Here is a 21,459-nt window from a genome sequence, read left to right on the forward strand (position 1 = left end):
TTTTAATAATTTTAGGAATCGCGTATTAGCTTGCTTTTCTGATTAGATAAACTTATAACCATAAGTTCAGGAGAGCCGCAAGCTCTTCCTACATTGGAAGCTATTCGCCATATATGGTCTCTTGGACTTTATGCTGAAAACGTAAACGAGTGGGGAAGTTTCCGACTCTATGATGAGTTTATTAGTTATATGCTTTCGCTGATTCGCGATTTAAATGTGTAGTACGATCGCCCCTGATACCAAATACCAAGCAGTGCGATGATTCTACGGAGAGCGATCGCCCTTTACGCATCAAGACCGATCGCCCTTTCTTGTTTCTGATGACCGATCGCCTAAAATGAAAGATCGATCGCATAAAACCAATGCAGCAACTATCTGTTGTCAATTGCATTACGGCTCCGTCTCTGGCATTTCTCCACCAACAACTACCAAACCCACACCGCAGCGAGTTGCCGCTTCCGCCAAGCGATTATCAAGAGTTGCGATCGGCAATTCCAATCGTAGTGCTAACTCCAAATAAGCTGCATCATAAGCAGCTAAACCTTCTTGTCTTCCTAATACTATAGTTGACGAGAGTGCGTTGCTATCCGTAGCTTCATCAACTTGAATTAAAAGTGATTGTAACAAAGTAATCGCTATCTCAGATTGCTCAGTCGTCATGCGGTTGCGTCGATCGGCAACCAGGAGAGTATTAGCAACTTCTAGCGACCAAATGCCTGGTACAAATGCTTCGCAATCTGGCATCATCGAGAGTATAGCATTGGCATAATCGTTATCTTCATCGACTAAGCACCAACTGATTGCTACAGAACAATCCAATACAAACTGCATTAAAACCTGCGCCCTTCTTCAATCATGGAACGGATTGAGTTTTTATCCAAGGCAATTTCTTGCCGCAGTTTTAGCATTCTCGCAATTGCTGCTTGAATTGATTTTTTAGTAGTCTGTTTTCCCCAAGCGTTATATTTCGGTTTAATTTCGTCTGATGGTATAGTCTGTACAACTACTACTACTTCAACAGAAGTATCTTTAAACTCAGCGGGCATTTGGAGAAGCAATATGCCATCAGTTCCAATATGCGATCGCACTTTCATTGTTTCCATGTCAGACTCCAGAAAGTTTGAGCAATTATAGTTTACCTCAAAACTGTTCACCAAAGCAAATACTAAACAGTGCAATGCTTGCATAGATAGCGATCGCCCTTTGTTTTTTCAGATGAGCGATCGCCTAAAATGAAAGAGCGATCGCCCATCAATAAGAACCCCGGCACACCCTATGACAATCAAAGAACAACTCCTCCAAGCAATCGAAGCTTTGCCCAGTACAAGACTTGCCGAAGCCCTCACCTTCATGAAATCTCTCTCAACCAAACCTTCTATCACATCTGCTAAATCCTTCCTCGCTCACCTCAAGACAATCGGCACTTGGTCAGGCGACGACTTCCAAGAATGTCTAGAAGCCGTCCAAAACTCACGCGGCGAAACCGAATTTGACTACAGCCCCAATCCCTTTGAATAATGTTTCTCCTCGACACCAACCATTGTAGCTATGCCCTACTAGGCAACACTCAATTACTCGATCGCCTTGCCAACCTTGGGGATGAGTCGATCGCCACCTGCACCATCGTCAAGGGTGAACTGATTGACATGGCGGCGCGATCGCAACAACGACAGGTAAATCTTGCCCTAGTTCAACGCTTCCTGCTTGGGCTATACATCTACCCCATCGACGAAACCACCGCCGAAATTTACGGCAATCTTAAAGCGGCAGTTTTCGATCGCTACGCCCCAAAAGACAAAGCCCAACGCCGTAGAACCAACATGACTCAATTGGGCATCGGCGAAAATGACCTGTGGATTGCCGCCGTTGCAATCCAGCATCAACTCACCCTAGTGACTGCAGATCGAGACTTCCAACGCATTCAGGCAGTTGAGCCATTTGAGTTGGAATCCTGGATCTTAACATCGCCAGAGTAAGGATGAAGGATCTCGCCCCACAAAAACTCATAACGATCGCTATGAGTTTTATCTGATGACCGATCGCGTAAAATGAAAGTGCGATCGCCCCTCACACCAAATACCCAACACTGCAATGATTGTACCGAGAGCGATCGCCCCTCCCACCAAATACCAAATCGATGTCTGCGGTACAATAAAATTAAACTCATAATTAATATTTCAAAAATTAACATGATCAACCTAGAATTACCGCAGTCCCATCCCTTCACCAACCTCAAGGTGACGCTGCTGCTAGAATCACTCACATCCGGGGAAGTTGCCGCATCTGTTAGAGAGTTTCCCGACTGTCAAGTGAAAGCAGAAACACGAGAAGCGGCGATCGCACAAATTCAAGCTACCTTTTTAGAACGCCTCAAAAATATTGAAGCAATTTCATGGAACGTGCCGATTCAGGCTTTAGAACCAACCTGGATGAAATTTGCAGGTGTCTTTAAAGACGATGCCGATTTTGTGGCAATTATGGAATCAATTCGCGCCGAACGAACCTCAGATGATGATTCAGAAGTCGATCCTTCCTATTACTTGTAAAGGTGCTTTTTGTGTCTCGATATATTCTGGATACGGATTGCGTTTCACTGATTCTCTACAATCATCCCCAACTTACCGCTAACGCGAAAAACCATCAGCTTGCTGTCACGAGTGTCACAGTTCAAGAACTCTTCAATGGTTGGGTTGGCAGGATTAACGATCCTTCCTTGCCTGCTGCATAACCTACCTGGACTTTATTCAAAACTTTGGACAACTGTAAAATACCTCCCAACTATTGAGGTACTGGACTTTACACCGGAAGCTGATACTTGTCTCAAGAAACTGTTAAAAGATCACCCGCCCCTGCGGAAAAATCGCCTGCAAAAAGATATGCGGATTGCAGCTATTGCCTTGTCCGTCGGTGCTACGGTTATCACTCGCAATCAACGAGACTTTTGTCAAGTTCCCGGACTCTCGATCGAAGATTGGACGCTTGATTCCTAAATGCTGACTAATGACTACTAACTCATGACTACTAATTAATGACTGATGACTAATGACTGCTGACTAACTAATGCAAAAACTTGCGGACTTGATATTCGCGACTTTCGGCGATCGCAATTTGCAAATCCCCCATTTGGGCATCCAACTCCTCGATTGTGCTTTGTGGCACCGACTTCCACTTCTCCCTAGTTTCCCAGCGAATCAACATCACCACCTCATTTTCCACCGGATCTACCCAAATTTCTTTGCCTAAAAAACCGTCCCAACTTTTTAGTCCCGCCGTCCAAACTTCCTGATCTCGCTGAATAAACTGCTCCCACTTTTCGGGAGGTACTTTAAATTTGAGCCACTCAATTACCATCTTATTTCCTATTTGTAAATAGCTAATTAATCGTTGCCGATCGCAATTTTAATTATCAACTCAGTTCCCTCTCCCGGACGCGAAACACAGTGCAACTTACCGCCGTGCTTTTCTACTACTAAATGCTGGGATATTGCTAGACCCAAACCAGTGCTCGTGTCTGGACATTTAGTGGTAAACAAAGGGTCAAAGATGCAGTCGAGGACTTCTTCAGTCATGCCAGGGCCGTTGTCACTAATGGCGATCGCAACTTCGTTTTCCCCTACCACGGAGGTGCGAATCCGAATTTCGGGATTGAATATTTCCGAGCTCGACGGGGCTGAAGACAAGTAAGACTGATTTTGAATTTTACCATAATTTTCGGCATTTCTCCCCCCTTCTTCCAAAGCGTCGATCGCATTTGTCAACAAGTGCATGAACACTTGGTTTAAGTGCCCCGGATAGCAGTGAACTCGCGGCAAATCTCCGTACTCTTTAACTAGAGAAATCCCCGGCCGTCCCCCTTTAGCTTGCAGGCGATTTTGCAAGATCAGCAAAGTGCTGTCCAAACCTTCGTGGATATCAGCAGGCTTCATTTGGGCTTCGTCGGTACGCGAGAACAAGCGGAGCGATCGCACGACATCGCGAATCCTTTCGGAACCGACTTTCATTGAATTTAGCAGTTTTGGCAAGTCTTTTTTGATGAAGTCTAAGTCTAATTCTTCAATAAAATCTTGAATTTCCGGCACGGGATGGGGATAATACTTTTGGTAAAGGTCGATCGTTCGCAGCAGTTCTTGAATGTAGCCCGTGGCGTGGCTGACATTGCCGGAAATAAAACTAACTGGATTGTTAATTTCGTGCGCTATTCCTGCTACCAACTGCCCCAGGGATGACATCTTTTCTGTTTGAATCAGTTGAGTTTGAGTTTGCTGCAAAATTAACAGCGTCTGCTCTAATTTAGACGCTTCTTGTCGCAGGCGTTCTTCGGATTCTTGCAAAGCTAAAAGAGACTGTTTGCTGTCTGTAATATCCAATCCCACAAATACCGCCGCCGTATTGTTATGGTATTTTTGAGCTACTATTAGATAAGTTTTATTTTCTCCTCTGATGCTCGCTGTTACTTCTTGAGATGTCTTCTTTTTATGGTTTGCAAAGAAATCGTATACTAAATCGTTAAATGTGGGACTTGTATCTAAAAAACCTACTTTTTGACCGATAAATAGTTCGGACGGCATTTTATAAGCGCTCGCTAAATGTCGGTTTACTCCCAAGTAGCGCAAATCGGAACTTACCCAAGAAACTAATCCCGGCACGGCGTCTAAAACGGCTTGAAGTTGCTCTTTTGCCTGTACGAGCGCTGATTCTGCTGCGAGGCGAGCGGAAATGTCGCGGGCGATCGCACAGCGGTATTCGCACCCGCCGTATTCTAAATAATTGACTTTAACTTCGACGGAAAAACTGGCGCCGTCTTTGGTTTTATAACTGGTTTCAAAAGTGAGGTTGGTTTGCTGCTTGAGTTGAGCCCAGTGTTCTCGCCAATCCGATGCTGGCAAATGCGAATCGATGTCGCTAACCCTCATGTTTAGCAGTTCCGATTCCGAGTAGCCGAAAAGATGGCAAGCGGCTTTGTTCGCGTAGCAAATTTGACCGTCGGAGGTACTAAAAAAGATTGTATCAGCAGCATTTTCGAGGGCAATTTGAGTTAGTTTTGGTATTGTTTCTAACTGCTTTCTTTTGACCTCGGACTGAAATTTATTATAGCAATTGGTTTGAGCGGGAGCCTCAGCTATCTTAGATGCAAACAAAATCAAACCGCCGATCCCACCTTCGCTATTTTTCCAAGGCTGAAATACCCATCTTACCGACTCGCTGACACAGCCGCTTGCGATTTCTCCTGATACAGATGCGATCGATCGCCCTGCCACAAACTCACTGTATTCCAAAACTCCCGTCAAACAAGCCTGGGCATTTTGCTCCCAATATTCCGGGAGATTCGGGAACAGTTCCCAATGAGATCGGCCGATCGCCTCGCCGTCGCCCAACCCCCAATCTGTTTCCCAGCGACGAGAAACCGACAGATAGCGCATTTCACAATCTACCATTGCCACGGCCTCGGCGGAGCGCTCCACAAACCGCCGAAATCGCTCTTTACTCTCGGACACGGCTGCCTCTGCGGGTTGTTGGGCGATCGGGAAAGTCCCGTCAACGTACCTTCCCAGTCCCTGACTTTTTTGCTGAACTGGCTTAGTGTGCACGGTTTGGGATTTCCTCCATAGCTGTCAAGTTTGAAAAATTCTGTTTGAGACCAAAAATGCTATTTTCCCCTGATTTGCTCTCTCGGACGATACCCTTAGAGGGTATCACCCATCATTGATATCATTTTTGATGTGGATATGTCTATAGGCATTGCTATCTACTTAAGACCAAAGCTAGTGCCCGGTTGCTGTTTGAGGATTAGGCATAGATCGCGCTGGCGTCGCCGGAATAGTCGGAGGGGACTGGAGTGCTCTCTTGTCTCCCGCGACTATTCCGGGGCGCAAGAGGGCAGCGAGACTAGGCAAAAAACGAGAGAGAAAAAGGGTTTTAGGCGATTGTTGACACTAATGGTCTATAGGTACTCAAAAAAGTTTCCCCCCACACTTTGAGAGTCAGAAGATTTCCTGGTAATTGTTGGATATTTTATACAAGTTCCCAAAAGAATGCAACTGTAGGCCCGTACTCCAAACCATGAACTTCATCAGTCATTCCCAATTCTTTAATTGGAGATCCCACATCGAACATGGTATGAGATCGTGTAGCCAGTGCGATCGCCCGATCGCTTAAGAATGCAAGAGAGCGCTCAAACAAATTTGTGCGTAAATTCACTGGTAAAATCCACTCTCCCTTTCCGTAACATTGCAGGATCTAATCTTTCAGTGGTGTTGCAAGTCATCAAAACTACGAGTTTTTGCTGAAATTGAATGCCGTGTTCGTCGATGACGCTTTGATACAAAGTTCCATCCAGCAAACTCAAAATATGTTCAGTTTTGTTAGTGCGTTGGGCTTCTGGGGTCGATCGATCTTGAGCCAAATTATCAGCCTCATTGATAATAATACAAATCCGCTCTAAATAACTCGGTGGCACAAAATTTTCCACAGCATCGTGGTCTAAGATAAAAATCACATAACCCAGCGGAACTAAAATTTCCTTTGCTACCGCTTGCGTCCAAGCAGTTTTGCCCGTCCCCGGTTCGCCACTAACCAAAACAGCTAACTGATTTTGATCCAAAATTGCCTGCTGAACTGTATCGGTAAAACTTTGAACCTCCGCAGAAAACGTGCGAATTGGGAACTGGCTGTGAACCTGTCCGACGCGGCTTTTGTACCCGCCCAGAATCACCGCTAAATTATAAGTTGCCTTGCTAACTAGCGGCGCAATATCTTGGCAAATTAGAGTGTAGCAGCGTCTTCCCCTGTCGTAGCTGTCAATTTGCAGCCAGCAGCCGAATCGAGCCCAAGAAGCATAAACAGTACCCAACACTTCCAAGCGTTCCCAGCTAATAAATCGCTCCGGGGAATAAGAAAAATGTCGATCCATAAAAGACTGGGTAATCGCATCCGGTTTCCCTAGCAAATCCAGAACTTTGAAAACAGTAATCTCTTGGAGTTTGTTGAGAACGTAGTCGATGGGAATGCTAGCGCGGCTGACCAATTGCACCACAGGCGTTTCGGTAGCTAAAATGTCTTTGTAGCGGTAATCAGGGTAAACTGGCTGCGGAGTAATGTAATCCCAAAATTCATCCATTTCGTAGCGAGTATTTTCCGAGAATACATTTAAAATATTGGCCCACCAAGTATATTGGTGCCGTCCCATTGCGTCGGCAATGTCGCTAGCTGCCCCTAAAGTTTTTTGAGCTAGTTCTAAGGGGTCGCTAGACGCTAAATGTGCCAGGTGTTCCCAATCAAATTGACGGTAAAAAGGTCGCCAACCAGAGCCTAGCAGACCTCTATTTTGAGAATTGCTTTGATGAAAATTGTTTTCGCGATCGCCCATATCTTCCGCACTCATTTTGCAAAACTCCTACTTACTCTTATTTTACAGTTTTTGTGGTACACCTTCTACAAAAAAAGTGAAAATTATCAACTTATTTTGAGATAAGCTGGCGGCACAAAATCTACCAACCAAACTTTGTTTTCCGAGCAGTAAAATGTATGACCGTCGCGTTGCATGGCTGCCGCATCTACAGTAAAGACTGTCGGGATGCCATGCCTTGCACCTACTTGGCGCGCCGTTTGGATATTCACGGACAAATGAACATGATGTCGCGACATTTTCCTAATTCCTTGACTGAGAATAGACTCGACGGCTGTGCTACCTGTTCCGTGATATAAAATATCTGGGGGAACAGCGGGTTCTAACTGCAAGTCTACCTCTACACTGTGTCCTTGGTTGGCACGAATTAGAGTGCCTGTGGAGTCGAATGAAAAGCGCTGCTTGTCGTTTTGCGCGACTACTGTTGTGAGTTCTGCAAGCTGAACTGGAAAGTTATTTTTTTGGCACGCATCGAGGAGTTCGCTAACAGGAACCCAGCCACCGGGAGCGAGTTCAATGCCGATGCGCGAGGGCGCGTGACGCAGGTGTTTGCTGAGATATCTGCTGATTTTTACTAAGCGAGAATCGTTCATAATTCTACTTTATTGATTGAGCTTTTAAATCACCTTTTATAAAATGTCACGATCGGGTTATATCGTTGATTTGAGGCGGGTTTGTTGAATATGTTTGTACTACCAGAGGGCGCTTGAGTGAACCCGCCTCTACAGGTTGGCACAAAATGATTCCCGGACGTAAAAAAGGGTCTGACGCGCGAATTATAGCGGTAAAGTCAGTCCTTAACTACCTACACAATTAGGTTCGGCGTCTGCGAATAAAAAAGTGTTGGAGCGGCGATTTTTCACGAGCTTTATATTTTGATAATTATCAAAAACTCTGCATTCTGCCGAATGCCTTTTACCTTGGGATAACTCCGCCAAAAATAGCAAAGTTGAGATAGCGCCAGTGACATCCTACGTCGGCAAAACCAGCTTCTGCAAGCCACTTTGTCTGCTCTTCCACAGAGGAGGGAATATCTTCTTCTCGATATTTTTGAAACCAGGCTGCATCGTCTTCTCCGTTAGCTTTCATGTACTGCCGCCACAACTGTTCGTATTGCTCAGTCAGCCGGGGAGTAGCACCTGTCACAATATCTCGAATTAGCAAGATTCCCCCTGGATTCATGGAGTGGAAAAGTTTGTGAAATAGCTGTTGTTTACCTGCGCTGTCGAGGTGGTGGATTGCCAACCCTGAAACTACCAAATCGTAACCGCTACCGAAATCATCTTCGGCAAAGTTTCCTTGCTGCAAGGTCAGCCGTTCTCGGAAAGCGGACAAGTTAGTTTGGCAAGTTTTCAGCATATTCTTGGCCATGTCAAAGGCTAGGACTTTTGCTTGAGGAAATGCTTGCAGAATCATAGCCGACAGTATGCCAGTTCCCGCACCTAAATCCAGAACTTTTATGTTACCATTAGTTTCAGAAGGGATTAACTGCAATATTACATCGTGTTGCTCGCCATAGCGCGGAATGAGGCGGGGAATTAAGCCGTCATAATCAAAGGCTCTTTGTTCAAATTGCTCGCGTACAGCGTCTAAATTCACAGACGATTTTCCTCACATTGTTAATAGTTGAGTGCGCCAAGGCAGTTTGGCGGTTCTAGTGTCTGAAAATATATTACATTTGATAATACAAAAAATATACAGACCTGTCAAGATGTTGAAGAAAATAATTTAAAAGAAGTTATGGACGATCGCCAGACAGGGACTTTGTGCATCCAAACCAGTCCGTGATATCAAATCCGTTAGCATCGGAATAGTAAATCCGAGTTCACTGTTCACGGCGTTGACTGTTCACTGTTCACGGCGTCAACAGTCAACCGTCAACATCATTCCGGTGTAACCGGAAATGATATGATTTGGGAACTGTCAAGCCCTGCACATATATCTCCTTCAGTGCAGATGAGGCAGAATGCCACAGACGCGAAAACCTGCCGAAGACGAGACTTTGTGCCAGATACTAGGAGTAATTGTGAGAAAAAAGTTGACGGTTATGATATCCGTTTCACACAATAATGCAACTGTCGGTGTGTGCTCGACACCATAAATTTCTCAGTGATTCCCCCTAGTAAAATATAAAAGATAAAAGATAAAAAAAAATGAGCCAGCAGCCGATGATCGGCTAGATATGAAAAAATCAGTCCTCAGATTGACAAACTTTAGCGAACTATAAACAAAAATTGAGGTGACTCCCGAGTGGAAGTGGTGCCTGCCAATTTTTCAGGAAGATGAAGAGATACAAAATATTACACCCGCAGGTGCGGGAAAGAAAATTGTGATAATGAATCAGGATGCGAGTAGATTAGGTGTCAGCCGTCAGGGGAAAATAGAAGCAATGGAAATCCAACAACGGAGTAAGGATAAGCCCGATCGCCAGCAACACAACGCGCCCGATCGGCTCGGTCAATTTTCTACGACAAAAGAACTAGATTCGTCGCTACAAGAATGTTTAGATTTTAAAGGAGCGATCGACCGATCGGCACTGGCGCTGAGGACTGACGCGCGAGGAATTATTAACTATGTCAGCGAACGAGTTTGCTCCATATCCAACTATTCCCAAGCCGAACTAATCGGCTGCCACTTCGGCATCCTCCATTCGGAATATAAATCTTCGGAAATAATCAAAAATCTGCTATCAACAGTTGCCAAAGGTGAAGTGTGGCAAGGAGACATTAAGAATAAAGCCAAGAATGGAAGTGATTATTGGGTGTACGCAGCAGTAGTTCCAGTGTTGGACTGTAAGGGAAAACCCTGTCAGTATTTGGCGATCGGATTCGACATCACCGATCGCAAAGCCGTGGAAGCAGCCCAAGTCGAAGCCAACCGGGCAAAAGACGAATTTCTGGCGATCGCCTCCCACGAACTGCGATCGCCCCTCAGTGCGATTTTGGGATGGGCGCAGCTAGCTCGATCGCGCAATTTAAACGAAGCCACCACCAGCCGCGCTTTGGAAATCATCGAGCGCAACGCCAAATTACAAAACAGGCAAATAGACAATCTCCTCGACCTCTCGCGGTTGCTGCGAGGGAAAGTGTGCCTGAACATCGGCCAAGTTCACCTCCCGTCTATCATAGAATCTGCGATCGAGACCCTCCGTCCCGCCGCCGATGCCAAAAACCTCCGCGTAGAAAAACATTTCGACCCCGCCGTCAGCTACGTTTTGGCAGATGCAGAACGCTTGCAGCAAATAGTCTGGAACCTCCTTGCAAACGCCATCAAATTCACCCCTGAATCGACACCATACCCAGTTCAAGTGCGGATCGAGGCTACTGAGTCGGGCGTCTTGATTCGGGTCAGCGACAGCGGTTGCGGCATCGAGCCCAAATTTCTGCCGCACATCTTTGACTACTTCCGCCCTGCAGACAGCTTCCAGAACAAGGAACAAAATCGGCTTGGGCTCGGGCTCTCAATTGTGCGGCAGTTAGTGGAACTGCACGGGGGAAGTGTTTGGGCTTCGAGTCCCGGCCTCGGTCAGGGGGCGACCTTTGGGGTGCTGCTACCGATTGCCAAGGAAAATGCACCCGACGATCGCACTGCTGCGATCGCCCAAAGGGAAAGCAGACGCGGATCGGTTTCCAAACCCCTAGCGGGAAAGCAAGTCCTGGTGGTGGAAAGCAGCACCGAGATCCGGCAATTCCTCAAAACAGGCCTCGAAGCATTTGGAGCCAAGGTAATAGCGGTGGGTAGCGCCTGCGAAGCGATGGCCGAGTTGCAACAGTCGCGGCCCGACGTGTTGGTGAGCGATATGACGGTATCGGGAGCCGACGGTTGCGATTTGATCCGCCGCATCAGAGCAATGGAAATGTCCGAGCACAGGGAACTGCTGCCGGCCGTGGCGCTGACGGGAGGCATTGAGGAAGAAGATTCGGCCGAAGCGCTGGAGGCCGGGTTTCAGAGGCATTTGTCGAAGCCGGTGGAAGCGAATCAGTTGGTGATCGCGATCGCCCAATTGGCTGGACTGAGTGGATTCGGATCGGGAGAGTGGGGTTCGGGAAATGTCCGGACGACCACACCCCAGACCCCGCTGCCGGAACCTAACAGTTTTGATGACAAAAATCATCTGGAACAATTAACAAGTGACAGCAGAGAATTACCGCTGTTGCTGGTAGTAGAAGACAACAATTTTCTGCTGGCTTACCTCCAAACTTTATTAAGTCCTTACTATCGAGTCGCCGTGGCGATGGACGGGGTTGAAGGTTTAGAAAAAGCCAAAAGTTTGCAGCCAAATTTGATTGTGAGCGACCAAATTATGCCCAGACAAAACGGACTGGATTTGCTCAAGGAGATTCGGAACACGCCAGAATTGAAATCGACTCCGGTAATCTTTTTGACAGCGCGAGCGGGGATGGAATCTCGGATCGAAAGTTTGGATGCGGGTGCTGACGATTATATCTCTAAGCCTTTTGACGAGAGGGAATTGCTCGCAAGGGTGAGAAATTTGTTGCGATCGCACTCAGCCGAACAGCAGTTGGCGGAACTCAACCGTCAGTTGCTGCAGCAGAAACAGCAGTTAGAAACAGTGAATCGAGCCTTGCATTATTTGGCAAATTACGACAGTTTGACTGAGGTAAGAAACCGCCACTCTTTTAATGAATACCTCGATACGGAATGGCGGCGTTTGGCGAGGGAAGAAGCACCGCTGTCTTTGATTATGTGCGACATTGATTATTTCAAACTTTACAACGACACTTATGGTCACCAAGCGGGGGATGAATGTTTGCGGAAAGTGGCGGCGGTGATCCAGCATTCGGTAAAGCGAGCGGCAGATTTAGTAGCGCGTTACGGTGGAGAAGAATTTGTAGTAGTTTTGCCGAATACGGATATTGAAGGTGCCACTTGCGTAGCTGAAATGATCGCACAACAGGTGCGGGGCTTGCACATAGCTCACGCTAAGTCTGCTGTCAGCGAATATGTGACGCTGAGTTTGGGTGTAGCTTGCTGCATTCCGGAGGCGAAGTCGCAGCCGGGAGAGCTAATTGCGATCGCCGATGAGTCGCTTTATCGGGCGAAAGAAGCAGGGCGCGATCGGGTTTCGGTTGCCCCATTTCAAGGATAATTTAATAGTTAAATCAACTTGTATGGTGCGTCTGACATCGATCGTTTCGATTTAAACAAATTTTTTGTGTCAGACGCACCATACCAATGTGCTGGCAAACTTGTGCGAATTCAAATTGCTATAAATATAGTTAAAGGAGGTCGTGCCATGACAGCAACCTTAGCAACACAGACGAGATAGGTGGCAATGCCAAATAGGTCAATTGACACTCCCTGGCCTAAAGGCGCAGGGATTCTTGGATCACCCAGTCGATTTGCTCGTTGATGTCGCCACCATTGAGTAGAGATCGGTCTGTCCCCGAGCGTGAATTTCGGTGTGCCCCACCGTATTTAAATTAATTTTTTCCTGCTTCAACCCTTTAACCAAAATGTTGCGAGCTGCGTTATGATCGCGATCTAATACCGTACCGCAATCACAAATATGGGTTCGAGTTGACAGAGTTTTCCTAACCATGTTGCCACAGTTTGAACATTCTTGTGACGTGTATTGAGGCGCGACCGCACTCACGGTTTTACCGTACACTTTCCCAAAATATTCCAACCATTGAGCAAATTGTGACCATGCTGCATCACTAATTGACTTAGCAAGCTTATGGTTTTTCACCATATTCTTAACCTGAAGGTCTTCGTAGGCTACAAAATCGTTAGATTTTACCGCGTACAACGCCGTCTTTATGGCGAAGTCTTTACGCTGCCTACCGACTTTCAGGTGCTTTCTTCCTAACTTGTTAATCGCCTTTTTCCGGTTCTTGGAACCTTTCTTTTTCCGAGAAACTCGCTTCTGCAATCTCTTCAAAGTTTTTTCACTTTTGCGGAGATACCGAGGGTTTGCAACCGTTTCACCGTCGCTATCGGTATAGAAGTGGTTTAATCCGACATCTATTCCAATAGCCTTGCCAGTCGGAATAGGTTCCTCTTTTCGCTCCACGTTGATACAGAATTGGGCGTAGTATCCGTCAGCACGGCGTACAATCCTGATTCGCTTTATCTCACAGGGTGCGTAGAAATGCAAATCCCGACTACCGATTAACTTAAACTTCCCGGCAGCAAAACCATCCTTGAGTGTCAAGCATCTTTTGTCGGGAGAAAGTTCCCATCCTGAAGTTTTATATTCAACAGAACGGGTATGCTTTTTGAATTGCGGGTAGCCCTTTTTTCCTGGCTTTTTGGCTTGGCAATTAGCAAAGAAACGTTGGATTGCAAAAATGGCACGTTCGGCAGAAGCCTGACGTGCCATAGAATTAAGCTTACCTGCCCATTCAAACTCTTTCGCCATAACGGCGCATTGTTTGTACAGGTCTACGAGCTTAATTCCTTGATTGTCTCTCCAATGTCTAAGAGTTTTGTTTCGCACAAACTGAGCCGTCCGAATCATGTCGTCAATGATTCGATATTGCTCCGCTTTGCCCTTCAAATTGAACTCTAATACTATCATTGCAATAGCTTACCACTTTTACTGAAACTTTTACTTGCAAATTTGTATACTTAACAAATATTTACAGCCTTTGTAATTAAATCCGTCCTAGAAGGACGGGGCTTTAGACCCAATTTTTTGGTAATAAGTGATTCCATAAATTAACCACAATATTTGTAGGGGAGGGTTTCACCAACAATCTTTCACTCACATCGACAATATCTATAAACCCGCCCTCACCCAGGCGACTTTCACCCTCGAAGATAACGTCTGTCAGTGCAGCAAAGAGTTATGGAATTTGGTTTGTGGCTCTTGACACCTGTGTATTACGGATGTAGTATAAGGTGGCGGTAGAAAAGCTCGATCGATCGACACCAGCAAACAAAATTGAGAAAAAACCTATGCAACCCATCCGACAAGGCGACGTAATTCTCACCCCCGTACCGAAAATCGAAGGAGAAAAAAAACCTCACCTAACTCTCGCCGAAGGTGAAGTCACCGGACATTCTCACCAGATTATTGAGGGACAAGCTGAACTTTACGAAAAAGACGGCACTCTGTACTTGCGGGTGCTTTCACCGACAGCTTTATTGAGTCACGAAGAACACCATGCGATCGCAATTCCCGAAGGTAATTGGATGGTGCGAATTCAGCGCGAATATGAGCCCCAAGGTTGGAGGTATGTCGCAGACTAAGGTTAAAAAACTGACGCCAGAACAAGCAGCTTTGATTCCAGTTTATCGGGAAAAGTGGAGAGCGAGATCGCTTTCCACTGGGCCGATAAATCGCTCGCAAGCGGAGGAAACAGTTAAATCGGCTTACAGTGCGATCGGCCTAAAAGCACCGGAAATCATTTTTGTCGATCGCCCCTACGAAGCTGCTGATCTAATCGTCAGTCGATTGGACAATCCCAGCAGCGAACTGCGGAGCGAATTCGAGAGAAAACTTCGCAGCCAGCTAGAAAAACAACTGCGGGGTTATTTGGGGAGCCAACTAGAAAGCGAACTGCAAAGCCAACTGCAAACTCAACGGTCACCTCGACTTTATAATCAACTGCAAGCCCAAATGTGGGAGCTGCACCGCAATTATTTAGCTGGCGAAATAGCAAGCCAATTGCTACCGCAAGAGGTAATCGATGAGCGGAGTGAAGACTTTTATTGGCAAACATTAGGAAGAGAACAATTCAGTAATTGCATTCAACCAGAATTGTGGGCTGCTTGTGGCGGTTTGTTGGATTTTTGCATTTCCGTTCTAAATTTACCTCATTCCTACGGCAGAAATTGGATAGTTTTTCAATCGATTGTCCGGGATTGCGGCTTGATTTATCCCTATGACAAAGTTTGCATTGTCTGCGAAAAGCCGTTAGCGAAGCCCTCGAAGAGGATCGCACTTTCCGTTGACAGCAACCACCGCTTGCACGCCGAAGGAAAACCAGCGGTACAATTTGCCGACGGTGTTTCTATTTACGCCTATCACGGCGTGATTTTGCCGGAATGGTACGGTAGGCTGCACCCGCACGAGTGGCAGTCTAAGTGGGTTTTAAAGGAACAGAATGCAGAAGTTCGGCGCGCGTTAATTCAGGGAATTACTTACGATCGCATTTGTCAAGAATTAGCGGTGACAGAATTAGATTGTTGGCAGGAATACACTCTTTTAAGCATCGAGTTTGACGATGATTTTGATATTGTGGGTAATGCAAAGCCAGTTTATTTGTTAAAAATGACCTGTCCCAGCACGGGACACATTCACGCTTTGCGCGTGGCTCCTAATGTGCGATCGGCTCAAGAAGCAATTCGTTGGGTAAATTGGGGAACCGACCCAGAGGAATTTAGCGTGCAAACATGAATTACTGAAATTTTACCAAACGGAAGTCTAAATTTATTATGCCAGAACGACAAGCAAATCAACCAATTAATTTCAGTAGCTTTGCAGAATTGTGCAAGCACAAAGATAGTCTTTCAGAATCGGCAAGGCATACAGTTGAGATGCTGTTAAAAATTGCTTGCACCTCTGACTGCGATGAAGCCGAGAAGGTACTTTCAAACCTCACTGAACTGAATCTCTACAACAATCAAATTACCGACATCACTCCGCTGTCGGGACTCACCAACCTGACAAGCCTGTATCTCTCCAACAATCAAATTACCGACATCACTTCGCTGTCGGGACTCACCAACCTGACCATACTGTATCTCGAATACAATCAAATTACCGACATCACTCCGCTGTCGGGACTCACCAACCTGACAAGCCTGGGTCTCCAAGACAATAGAATTACCGACATCACTGGGCTGTCGGGACTCACCAACCTGACAAGCCTGTATCTCATCTACAATCAAATTACCGATATAACTGGGCTGTCGGGACTCACCAACCTGACCATACTTGATGTTTACAACAATCAAATTACCGATATTAATCCGCTGTTGGCACTCACCAACCTCAAGGAAGTTGATCTCGCATACAATCAAATTACCGACATCACTCCGCTGTCGGGACTCACCAACCTGACAAGCCTGTATCTCAAAGACAATCGAATTACCGATATCACCTCGCTGTCGGGACTCACCAACCTGACAAGCCTGTATCTCGACAACAATCAAATTACCGATATTACCTCGCTGTCGGGACTCACCAACCTGACAAACCTGTCTCTCGGCCACAATCAAATTACCGACTTAAATCTGTCGGTCGAACTTACACAGAAATACCTGACCCTATCAACAACGCCAATTGATTCTCAAAAAGCTACAGAAGCTGTGAAAAAAATCTATGCAGCTATTGGTCTTGAAACACCTCAAGTGATTGTTGGCAGCAGTCCGCAGCTAGCTTCTTTAAAACTACCCAGAAAACTCAAAATCTGCTGGATATCGCAAATTCAAAAATGGGAAATATTGAGTGGCAATTTAGTAAGGGGAAAGAGGTTGTTGAAGGAGTTATTTCAATCGGTGGACGTAGGAGTTTTATATGGGGTGTTGTGGGATGTTCTGTGGGATGCAATAATACTAGATCAGGATGTCGAGCGCCTACTCGTGGTCGAGCGCCTACTCGTGTCAGAATTTCAGGGATTGGTAGGAAGTTACCCAGAATTGCTGGCAGGTGATTTATTTGAATATTCTGACTATCTAGCGCCACTAACCCCTACGGATCTGGTAAAAGAAATTCATTTGACTGAATTTTTTATCTCGAAATTTGGTGTTACTCTCGACCAGAAAGCACAAGAACTCATTCGCTGCAAGCAAGAGTTGTTCGAGGAGTGCGGTTGGATCTTGCCGTTTGAGAAAATTTGCCTAGTTTGCGATCGCCCCCTGCAACTTCGCTTTGACGCTGAAAATCGCCTACACGCTGAAGGAGAACCGGCGATCGCATTTGCGGACGGCTACAGTTTATACTTTCACCACGGCGTTCAATTACCCGAAGAATACGGAAAAGTACACCCCGATCGCTGGCAAGCAGAATGGCTTTTATCTGAAAAAAATGCCGAACTTCGTCGATTGTTGATTCAGAGAATTGGTTACGATCGCATAATTCAAGAATTAGAGGTGACAGAATTAGATAGTTGGCAGGAATACACTTTATTAAGCATCGAGTTTGACGATGATTTTGATGACGAGGGTAGTCCAAAGCCAGTTTATTTGTTAAAAATGACTTGTCCGAGCACGGGATTTATTCACGCTTTGCGAGTGCCGCCTGATGTGCGATCCTCTTCGAGGGCTTCGCTAACGGCTAAAGAAGCAATTCCCTGGGTAAATTGGGATACTGACCCAGAGGAGTTTTCCGTGCAAACCTGAGTAATACAAATTAAAAAAAGTCTTGCTACAATCATCACTCTTATACCAATGGTTAAAAGTCGCAAATCCCCGCGCCGGACTTAGGATCAGCCGTTTTCCTACCCGATCGTCTCTACTTTACTCCACTGAAAACCGCTATATTGAAAACAGCCTTAATCCATGAAACACCGATAAACGTTCCTGCAGTGTGCCAGTTCCAAGGGTGGAATGCACCAACCACCGATCGCCCAAAAACTGTTAATAACATGAAGAAGAAGCCCACCCTCGAATCGAAGGTGGGCTCAGTTCATGCCAGCTTACCGACAGCTAGGCAATCGGGTCTCTTCGCTGGTAGACGTAAAATATCGGAAAAAGATCCGAACGTCCGAAAAAACTTATCGCCCACCATTAAGCTTCAGTTTACCCAACCGGATCGGGAAAATTGCGCCCGCAGCGATGTTCCCCTGACATCGGGGAACACTGGGGCTTAAACTTTTCAATAGACTTCTGCAAAAAAGCTCGTCTTGGGCCGGCAGGATGCCCAACCCCTACTCCGCACAAGAATTAAACTTGTTCGAGAAGTCTCATAATTCTCCTCTTTAACTTTGATTTCCCAACCGATTAGGCATCGTGATCGTGTGCAAAACGACGGAACAGGAAATCTAGGGCGTAGTTCCGCAAATTGTAGTATTCCGGATCTTCCATCATTTGAACCCGATCGCGCGGACGCGGGAAAGGAATCTCCAAAACTTCACCGATTGTCGCCGACGGGCCATTAGTCATCATCACCAGTCGATCGGCCAAAAACAGCGCTTCATCAATGTCGTGAGTAATCATCAACACCGTACAGCGGTGATCGTTCCAGATTTTCAGCAATTCTTCCTGCAATTCCTCCTTAGTAATTGCGTCCAGAGCACCAAAAGGTTCGTCTAAAATCAGCACTTTCGGGCGAATTGCCAAAGCGCGGGCGATCGAAACCCGCTGCTTCATCCCCCCGGAAATTTGCGGCGGTCTTTTCTCAGCAGCTTCAGTCAATCCCACCATCGCCAAATGCTCGTTGACGATCGCATTTTTTTCGACCTTCGACTTCTCAGGAAATACAGCATTAACCGCAAGGTAAACATTTTCAAACACCGTCCGCCAAGGCAACAAAGCGTAACCCTGAAACACCACCATGCGATCGGGGCCCGGCTTCTCAATTTTTTGCCCGCTAATTCTGACGCTGCCTTGAGTCGGATGGCTAAAACCCGACACCATATTCAACAGCGTTGACTTGCCACAACCCGAGTGTCCGATCAGCGTAATAAACTCTCCCTCAGCTACAGTCAAGTTAACGTTTTCTAAAGCTCTGTAACCATTTGGGTATGATTTGTGAACATTTTCCATCACCAAAAAAGGCTTCCGGCGATCCTTTACTTTCTTGTCTTGCTTTTTGGTTTGAGTTTGGTTCGTAGTGGTGTTGAGCATGATTTTGGAACTTGTTAGTGGGTTATAGGTGAAGGAAGAAGGAAGAAGGAAGAAGGAAGAGGGAAGAAGGAATTACTAACTAGCCATTAGCAATGAGCAACTAAACAATTAGCAATTACCCTGTTTGCATCCTACTGAAAACCACTTTAAGCAACTCTACGGTCGGAATCAAGTACAACTTCCGCCATCGTGAAATCGCGTTTAATCGCCAGACTGTTGAGATAGCCGATCGGATCGTCAGCATTAAACACCGAGCCGTCAAACAAGCTGAGAGAACCGCGAGTGTAAGTAATATCAGCCATCCCCAGCTCTCGCGCCGCCGTGCTGAACGCACCGACTCGCACCACCCGCTCCAGAATTTCCACCCAGTTGCGCGGGAACACAGTATCGCCCCAGCGCGCCATCTGCACCATGTGCCAGAGTTGTTCGGTGCGGCTTGGGCGATTCACCCCCTCTCCAGAAAACAAGTGGTGGGCGTATTCCCGCATCGGAGTATCGAGGTTGCAAGCAGAAGATTTGGGGTCGCCGAGTTGGATGTAACTCTTATCAGTAGCGACGTACTCCCTTCCCGCGACAATTTCCGAAACCTCGGCGGCGCGACTTGGATCGGCGCAATAGTTGCAAGCTTCGAGCAAAGCTTTGACTAGAGCAATGTGAGTGTTGGGATAAGCATTTGCCCAGTCTTCCCGCACCCCCAAAATTTTTCCCGGATGCCCCGGCCACAGTTCCAAATCTGTAGCCACCGTAAAGCCTACTCCTTCCATCGAGGCCCGCAAGTTCCAAGGTTCGCCGACGCAGAAACCGTCAATAGTGCCGCCCTGCAAGTCAACGATCATCTGAGCCGGTGGGATATTTGTCAGCAACACATCGTGATCCGGGTCAATCCCGCCGGAAGCCAGCCAGTAACGCAGCAACAGGTTGTGCATCGAAGAAGGGTGAACGATGCCCATACGGTGCGTTTGGGCGGGCGTTCTCTGGAGCATTTTTTTAAAGTCTGCCAGAGTGTAGATCCCTTGGTCGTAAAAGCGCCTCGCGAGGGTAATTCCGTTGCCATTGCGGCTCATGGTGAGGGCTGTTACCGTCGGAATCGGCTGCTCTTGGTGCCCCCCCAAGCTCAACCACATCGCCATCCCAGAGGGCATTTGGGCTGCGTCTAAGTAACCTGCGGCGATGCCGTCTACGATGCCGCGCCAGCTTGTTTCCCGCACGAGGTGGACTTCATCGAGGCCGTGCTTGGCAAAAAAGCCTTTTTCTTTGGCGACAGCGAGGGGAGCACAGGCTGCCAGCGGAATAAAGCCGAGTTCGAGGTTGACTTTTTCCAGCCCGTGGCGGGCGATCGCCGGTACTTTCCGCGCCCGCAGTTTTTTGACGCGCTTCTGCTGGTTGAGGAAGTAAATCATTTCGCTACGTAGAGCGTAGTAGCTGGGGTGCGTGACCACTTCCATCCGCTTGCGGGGGCGGGGGATGTCTACTTCGAGAATCCCGCCTATCTTCGATTCTGGGCCGTTGGTGAGCATGACGATGCGATCGCTCAGCAACACGGCCTCATCCACGTCGTGAGTTACCATCAGGGCGCTGATTTCGTACTCTTGGCAAATTTCCATCAACTTTTCTTGCAAGTTGCCGCGAGTCAAAGCGTCCAAAGCGCCGAAGGGTTCGTCTAAAAGTAACAGTTTGGGGCGCAGGGCCAGAGCACGGGCGATCGCCACGCGCTGTTTTTGTCCCCCTGATAGCAATGCAGGTTGTTTTTCGGCGTGGGGAGTTAAGCCCACCATGTCGATGTGTTTTTGAATGATTTCGAGGCGTTCGGCTTTGGGTAAGCCACTCATTACCGAGTCTACGGCTAGGGTAATGTTTTCTCTGACCGTCCGCCAAGGTAGCAGGGAATAGTTTTGGAATACTACCATGCGATCGGGGCCTGGCTGGGTGATTCTTTGTCCTTCAATTGTCACCAATCCTTCTGTCGGCAAATCCAAACCTGCCACCATATTTAGCAGCGTAGATTTGCCGCAGCCGGAGTGTCCGATTAAGGAGATAAATTCGCCTTTTTCAATTTCCAGATCGATGCCTTTGAGAGCAACGTATGTGCCGCCGTCTGATAAATTAAATACTTTTTCCAGTTGTTCTATTTCAATCAAAATAGACATGATTTTCTTGCCTTTTTTGTAGGTTTGTTATTTCGCTAGCTGCTTGTTTTTCTTGATTAGCAGCTAGCTTTAACTGTCGCTTGTTGTTGATATCGTAACCCAGTGTAGATTGCAGTTTCCTGAAATATAAATATCGAGTTTTGAACT

General features: G+C 46.7%; 21 protein-coding genes. 9 read left to right on the forward strand and 12 right to left on the reverse strand.

Annotated elements, in window-relative coordinates; all coding sequences use genetic code 11:
• Positions 1–181: 181 nt before the first annotated feature.
• From QUB06_RS29150 to QUB06_RS29160, 3 genes are read right to left on the reverse strand one after another with little or no spacing between them, the layout of a single operon-like run.
• Positions 182–391 (reverse strand): hypothetical protein, encoded by a 210-nt coding sequence (locus QUB06_RS29150; RefSeq protein WP_333438244.1) that lies wholly within the window; start codon positions 389–391, stop codon positions 182–184.
• On the reverse strand, positions 391–831 hold the full coding sequence (locus tag QUB06_RS29155) for a type II toxin-antitoxin system VapC family toxin (RefSeq protein WP_333438245.1): 441 nt from the start codon (positions 829–831) through the stop codon (positions 391–393). Before QUB06_RS29155 ends, QUB06_RS29150 begins: the two co-directional genes overlap by 1 nt.
• Positions 831–1,103 (reverse strand): hypothetical protein, encoded by a 273-nt coding sequence (locus tag QUB06_RS29160; protein ID WP_333438246.1) that lies wholly within the window; start codon positions 1,101–1,103, stop codon positions 831–833. The genes QUB06_RS29155 and QUB06_RS29160 overlap by 1 nt, the downstream gene beginning before the upstream one ends.
• Positions 1,104–1,275: 172 nt before the next feature.
• Here QUB06_RS29160 and QUB06_RS29165 point away from each other — a divergent pair, with 172 nt between their 5' ends.
• The 4 genes from QUB06_RS29165 to QUB06_RS29180 all read left to right on the forward strand — a co-directional run bounded on the left by QUB06_RS29165 (position 1,276) and on the right by QUB06_RS29180 (position 2,990).
• Entirely contained in the window at positions 1,276–1,518 is a 243-nt protein-coding gene (locus tag QUB06_RS29165; protein WP_333438247.1) for a hypothetical protein, read from the forward strand.
• Entirely contained in the window at positions 1,518–1,976 is a 459-nt protein-coding gene (locus QUB06_RS29170; RefSeq protein ID WP_333438248.1) for a type II toxin-antitoxin system VapC family toxin, read from the forward strand. The genes QUB06_RS29165 and QUB06_RS29170 overlap by 1 nt, the downstream gene beginning before the upstream one ends.
• Before the next feature lie 72 nt (positions 1,977–2,048).
• Positions 2,049–2,546 carry a hypothetical protein gene (locus QUB06_RS29175; RefSeq protein WP_333438249.1) on the forward strand — a complete coding sequence of 166 codons (498 nt, stop codon included), beginning with the start codon at positions 2,049–2,051 and terminating at the stop codon, positions 2,544–2,546.
• A gap of 135 nt (positions 2,547–2,681) precedes the next feature.
• On the forward strand, positions 2,682–2,990 hold the full coding sequence (locus tag QUB06_RS29180) for a hypothetical protein (RefSeq protein ID WP_333438250.1): 309 nt from the start codon (positions 2,682–2,684) through the stop codon (positions 2,988–2,990).
• A 67-nt stretch (positions 2,991–3,057) separates the two neighbouring features.
• Here the strand turns inward: QUB06_RS29180 and QUB06_RS29185 are convergent, their stop codons facing one another.
• The 6 genes from QUB06_RS29185 to QUB06_RS29210 form a co-directional block, all read right to left on the reverse strand.
• Positions 3,058–3,351, reverse strand: coding sequence for a TIGR03792 family protein (locus QUB06_RS29185; RefSeq protein ID WP_333438251.1), 294 nt, complete (start codon positions 3,349–3,351; stop codon positions 3,058–3,060).
• 26 nt (positions 3,352–3,377) lie between these two features.
• Positions 3,378–5,588, reverse strand: coding sequence for a PAS domain S-box protein (locus QUB06_RS29190; RefSeq protein WP_333438252.1), 2,211 nt, complete (start codon positions 5,586–5,588; stop codon positions 3,378–3,380).
• Between the two features lie 424 nt (positions 5,589–6,012).
• Positions 6,013–6,198, reverse strand: a complete 186-nt coding sequence (locus QUB06_RS29195; protein WP_333280674.1) for a hypothetical protein — start codon at positions 6,196–6,198, stop codon at positions 6,013–6,015.
• Positions 6,173–7,381, reverse strand: coding sequence for an AAA family ATPase (locus tag QUB06_RS29200; protein WP_333438253.1), 1,209 nt, complete (start codon positions 7,379–7,381; stop codon positions 6,173–6,175). Before QUB06_RS29200 ends, QUB06_RS29195 begins: the two co-directional genes overlap by 26 nt.
• Positions 7,382–7,452: 71 nt before the next feature.
• Positions 7,453–7,998 (reverse strand): RNA 2'-phosphotransferase, encoded by a 546-nt coding sequence (locus QUB06_RS29205; RefSeq protein WP_333438254.1) that lies wholly within the window; start codon positions 7,996–7,998, stop codon positions 7,453–7,455.
• Positions 7,999–8,320: 322 nt separating this feature from the next.
• Positions 8,321–9,004 carry a class I SAM-dependent methyltransferase gene (locus QUB06_RS29210; RefSeq protein ID WP_333438255.1) on the reverse strand — a complete coding sequence of 228 codons (684 nt, stop codon included), beginning with the start codon at positions 9,002–9,004 and terminating at the stop codon, positions 8,321–8,323.
• 640 nt (positions 9,005–9,644) lie between these two features.
• On the opposite strand from QUB06_RS29210, the gene QUB06_RS29215 reads away from it, so the two are divergent.
• Positions 9,645–12,515, forward strand: a complete 2,871-nt coding sequence (locus tag QUB06_RS29215; RefSeq protein WP_333438256.1) for a diguanylate cyclase — start codon at positions 9,645–9,647, stop codon at positions 12,513–12,515.
• A gap of 240 nt (positions 12,516–12,755) precedes the next feature.
• On the opposite strand, the gene QUB06_RS29220 is transcribed toward QUB06_RS29215, so the two are convergent.
• Positions 12,756–13,949 carry a transposase gene (locus QUB06_RS29220; RefSeq protein ID WP_333438257.1) on the reverse strand — a complete coding sequence of 398 codons (1,194 nt, stop codon included), beginning with the start codon at positions 13,947–13,949 and terminating at the stop codon, positions 12,756–12,758.
• 323 nt (positions 13,950–14,272) lie between these two features.
• Between QUB06_RS29220 and QUB06_RS29225 the strand changes: the two genes are divergently transcribed.
• From QUB06_RS29225 to QUB06_RS29240, 4 genes are all read left to right on the forward strand, one after another.
• A complete protein-coding gene (locus tag QUB06_RS29225; RefSeq protein ID WP_445251433.1) occupies positions 14,273–14,623 on the forward strand; it encodes a hypothetical protein in 351 nt (116 codons plus the stop codon).
• A complete protein-coding gene (locus QUB06_RS29230; RefSeq protein WP_333438258.1) occupies positions 14,610–15,773 on the forward strand; it encodes a DUF6745 domain-containing protein in 1,164 nt (387 codons plus the stop codon). The genes QUB06_RS29225 and QUB06_RS29230 overlap by 14 nt, the downstream gene beginning before the upstream one ends.
• Before the next feature lie 38 nt (positions 15,774–15,811).
• Positions 15,812–17,719 carry a leucine-rich repeat domain-containing protein gene (locus QUB06_RS29235; RefSeq protein ID WP_333438259.1) on the forward strand — a complete coding sequence of 636 codons (1,908 nt, stop codon included), beginning with the start codon at positions 15,812–15,814 and terminating at the stop codon, positions 17,717–17,719.
• A gap of 140 nt (positions 17,720–17,859) precedes the next feature.
• Positions 17,860–18,189: a hypothetical protein gene (locus QUB06_RS29240; protein ID WP_333438260.1), complete on the forward strand. Its 330-nt coding sequence runs from the start codon at positions 17,860–17,862 to the stop codon at positions 18,187–18,189.
• A gap of 130 nt (positions 18,190–18,319) precedes the next feature.
• Here QUB06_RS29240 and QUB06_RS29245 read toward each other — a convergent pair whose 3' ends face one another.
• Both QUB06_RS29245 and QUB06_RS29250 read right to left on the reverse strand, forming a co-directional pair.
• Positions 18,320–19,165, reverse strand: a complete 846-nt coding sequence (locus tag QUB06_RS29245) for a nitrate ABC transporter ATP-binding protein (protein WP_333142427.1) — start codon at positions 19,163–19,165, stop codon at positions 18,320–18,322.
• 146 nt (positions 19,166–19,311) lie between these two features.
• Positions 19,312–21,312: a nitrate ABC transporter ATP-binding protein gene (locus QUB06_RS29250; RefSeq protein WP_333280652.1), complete on the reverse strand. Its 2,001-nt coding sequence runs from the start codon at positions 21,310–21,312 to the stop codon at positions 19,312–19,314.
• Positions 21,313–21,459: the final 147 nt, after the last annotated feature.

This window comes from Microcoleus sp. D2_18a_D3, assembly GCF_036702455.1.
Lineage (GTDB): Bacteria > Cyanobacteriota > Cyanobacteriia > Cyanobacteriales > Microcoleaceae > Microcoleus.

What these genes read in the sequence shown, in the direction of transcription:
- QUB06_RS29150 (WP_333438244.1), bottom strand. Translation starts at nt 391, where the DNA reads ATGCAATTGACAACAGATAGTTGCTGCATTGGTTTTATGCGATCGATC.
- QUB06_RS29155 (WP_333438245.1), bottom strand. Translation starts at nt 831, where the DNA reads ATGCAGTTTGTATTGGATTGTTCTGTAGCAATCAGTTGGTGCTTAGTC.
- QUB06_RS29160 (WP_333438246.1), bottom strand. Translation starts at nt 1,103, where the DNA reads ATGGAAACAATGAAAGTGCGATCGCATATTGGAACTGATGGCATATTG.
- QUB06_RS29165 (WP_333438247.1), top strand. Translation starts at nt 1,276, where the DNA reads ATGACAATCAAAGAACAACTCCTCCAAGCAATCGAAGCTTTGCCCAGT.
- QUB06_RS29170 (WP_333438248.1), top strand. Translation starts at nt 1,518, where the DNA reads ATGTTTCTCCTCGACACCAACCATTGTAGCTATGCCCTACTAGGCAAC.
- QUB06_RS29175 (WP_333438249.1), top strand. Translation starts at nt 2,049, where the DNA reads ATGAAAGTGCGATCGCCCCTCACACCAAATACCCAACACTGCAATGAT.
- QUB06_RS29180 (WP_333438250.1), top strand. Translation starts at nt 2,682, where the DNA reads ATGGTTGGGTTGGCAGGATTAACGATCCTTCCTTGCCTGCTGCATAAC.
- QUB06_RS29185 (WP_333438251.1), bottom strand. Translation starts at nt 3,351, where the DNA reads ATGGTAATTGAGTGGCTCAAATTTAAAGTACCTCCCGAAAAGTGGGAG.
- QUB06_RS29200 (WP_333438253.1), bottom strand. Translation starts at nt 7,381, where the DNA reads ATGAGTGCGGAAGATATGGGCGATCGCGAAAACAATTTTCATCAAAGC.
- QUB06_RS29205 (WP_333438254.1), bottom strand. Translation starts at nt 7,998, where the DNA reads ATGAACGATTCTCGCTTAGTAAAAATCAGCAGATATCTCAGCAAACAC.
- QUB06_RS29220 (WP_333438257.1), bottom strand. Translation starts at nt 13,949, where the DNA reads ATGATAGTATTAGAGTTCAATTTGAAGGGCAAAGCGGAGCAATATCGA.
- QUB06_RS29230 (WP_333438258.1), top strand. Translation starts at nt 14,610, where the DNA reads ATGTCGCAGACTAAGGTTAAAAAACTGACGCCAGAACAAGCAGCTTTG.
- QUB06_RS29235 (WP_333438259.1), top strand. Translation starts at nt 15,812, where the DNA reads ATGCCAGAACGACAAGCAAATCAACCAATTAATTTCAGTAGCTTTGCA.
- QUB06_RS29245 (WP_333142427.1), bottom strand. Translation starts at nt 19,165, where the DNA reads ATGCTCAACACCACTACGAACCAAACTCAAACCAAAAAGCAAGACAAG.
- QUB06_RS29250 (WP_333280652.1), bottom strand. Translation starts at nt 21,312, where the DNA reads ATGTCTATTTTGATTGAAATAGAACAACTGGAAAAAGTATTTAATTTA.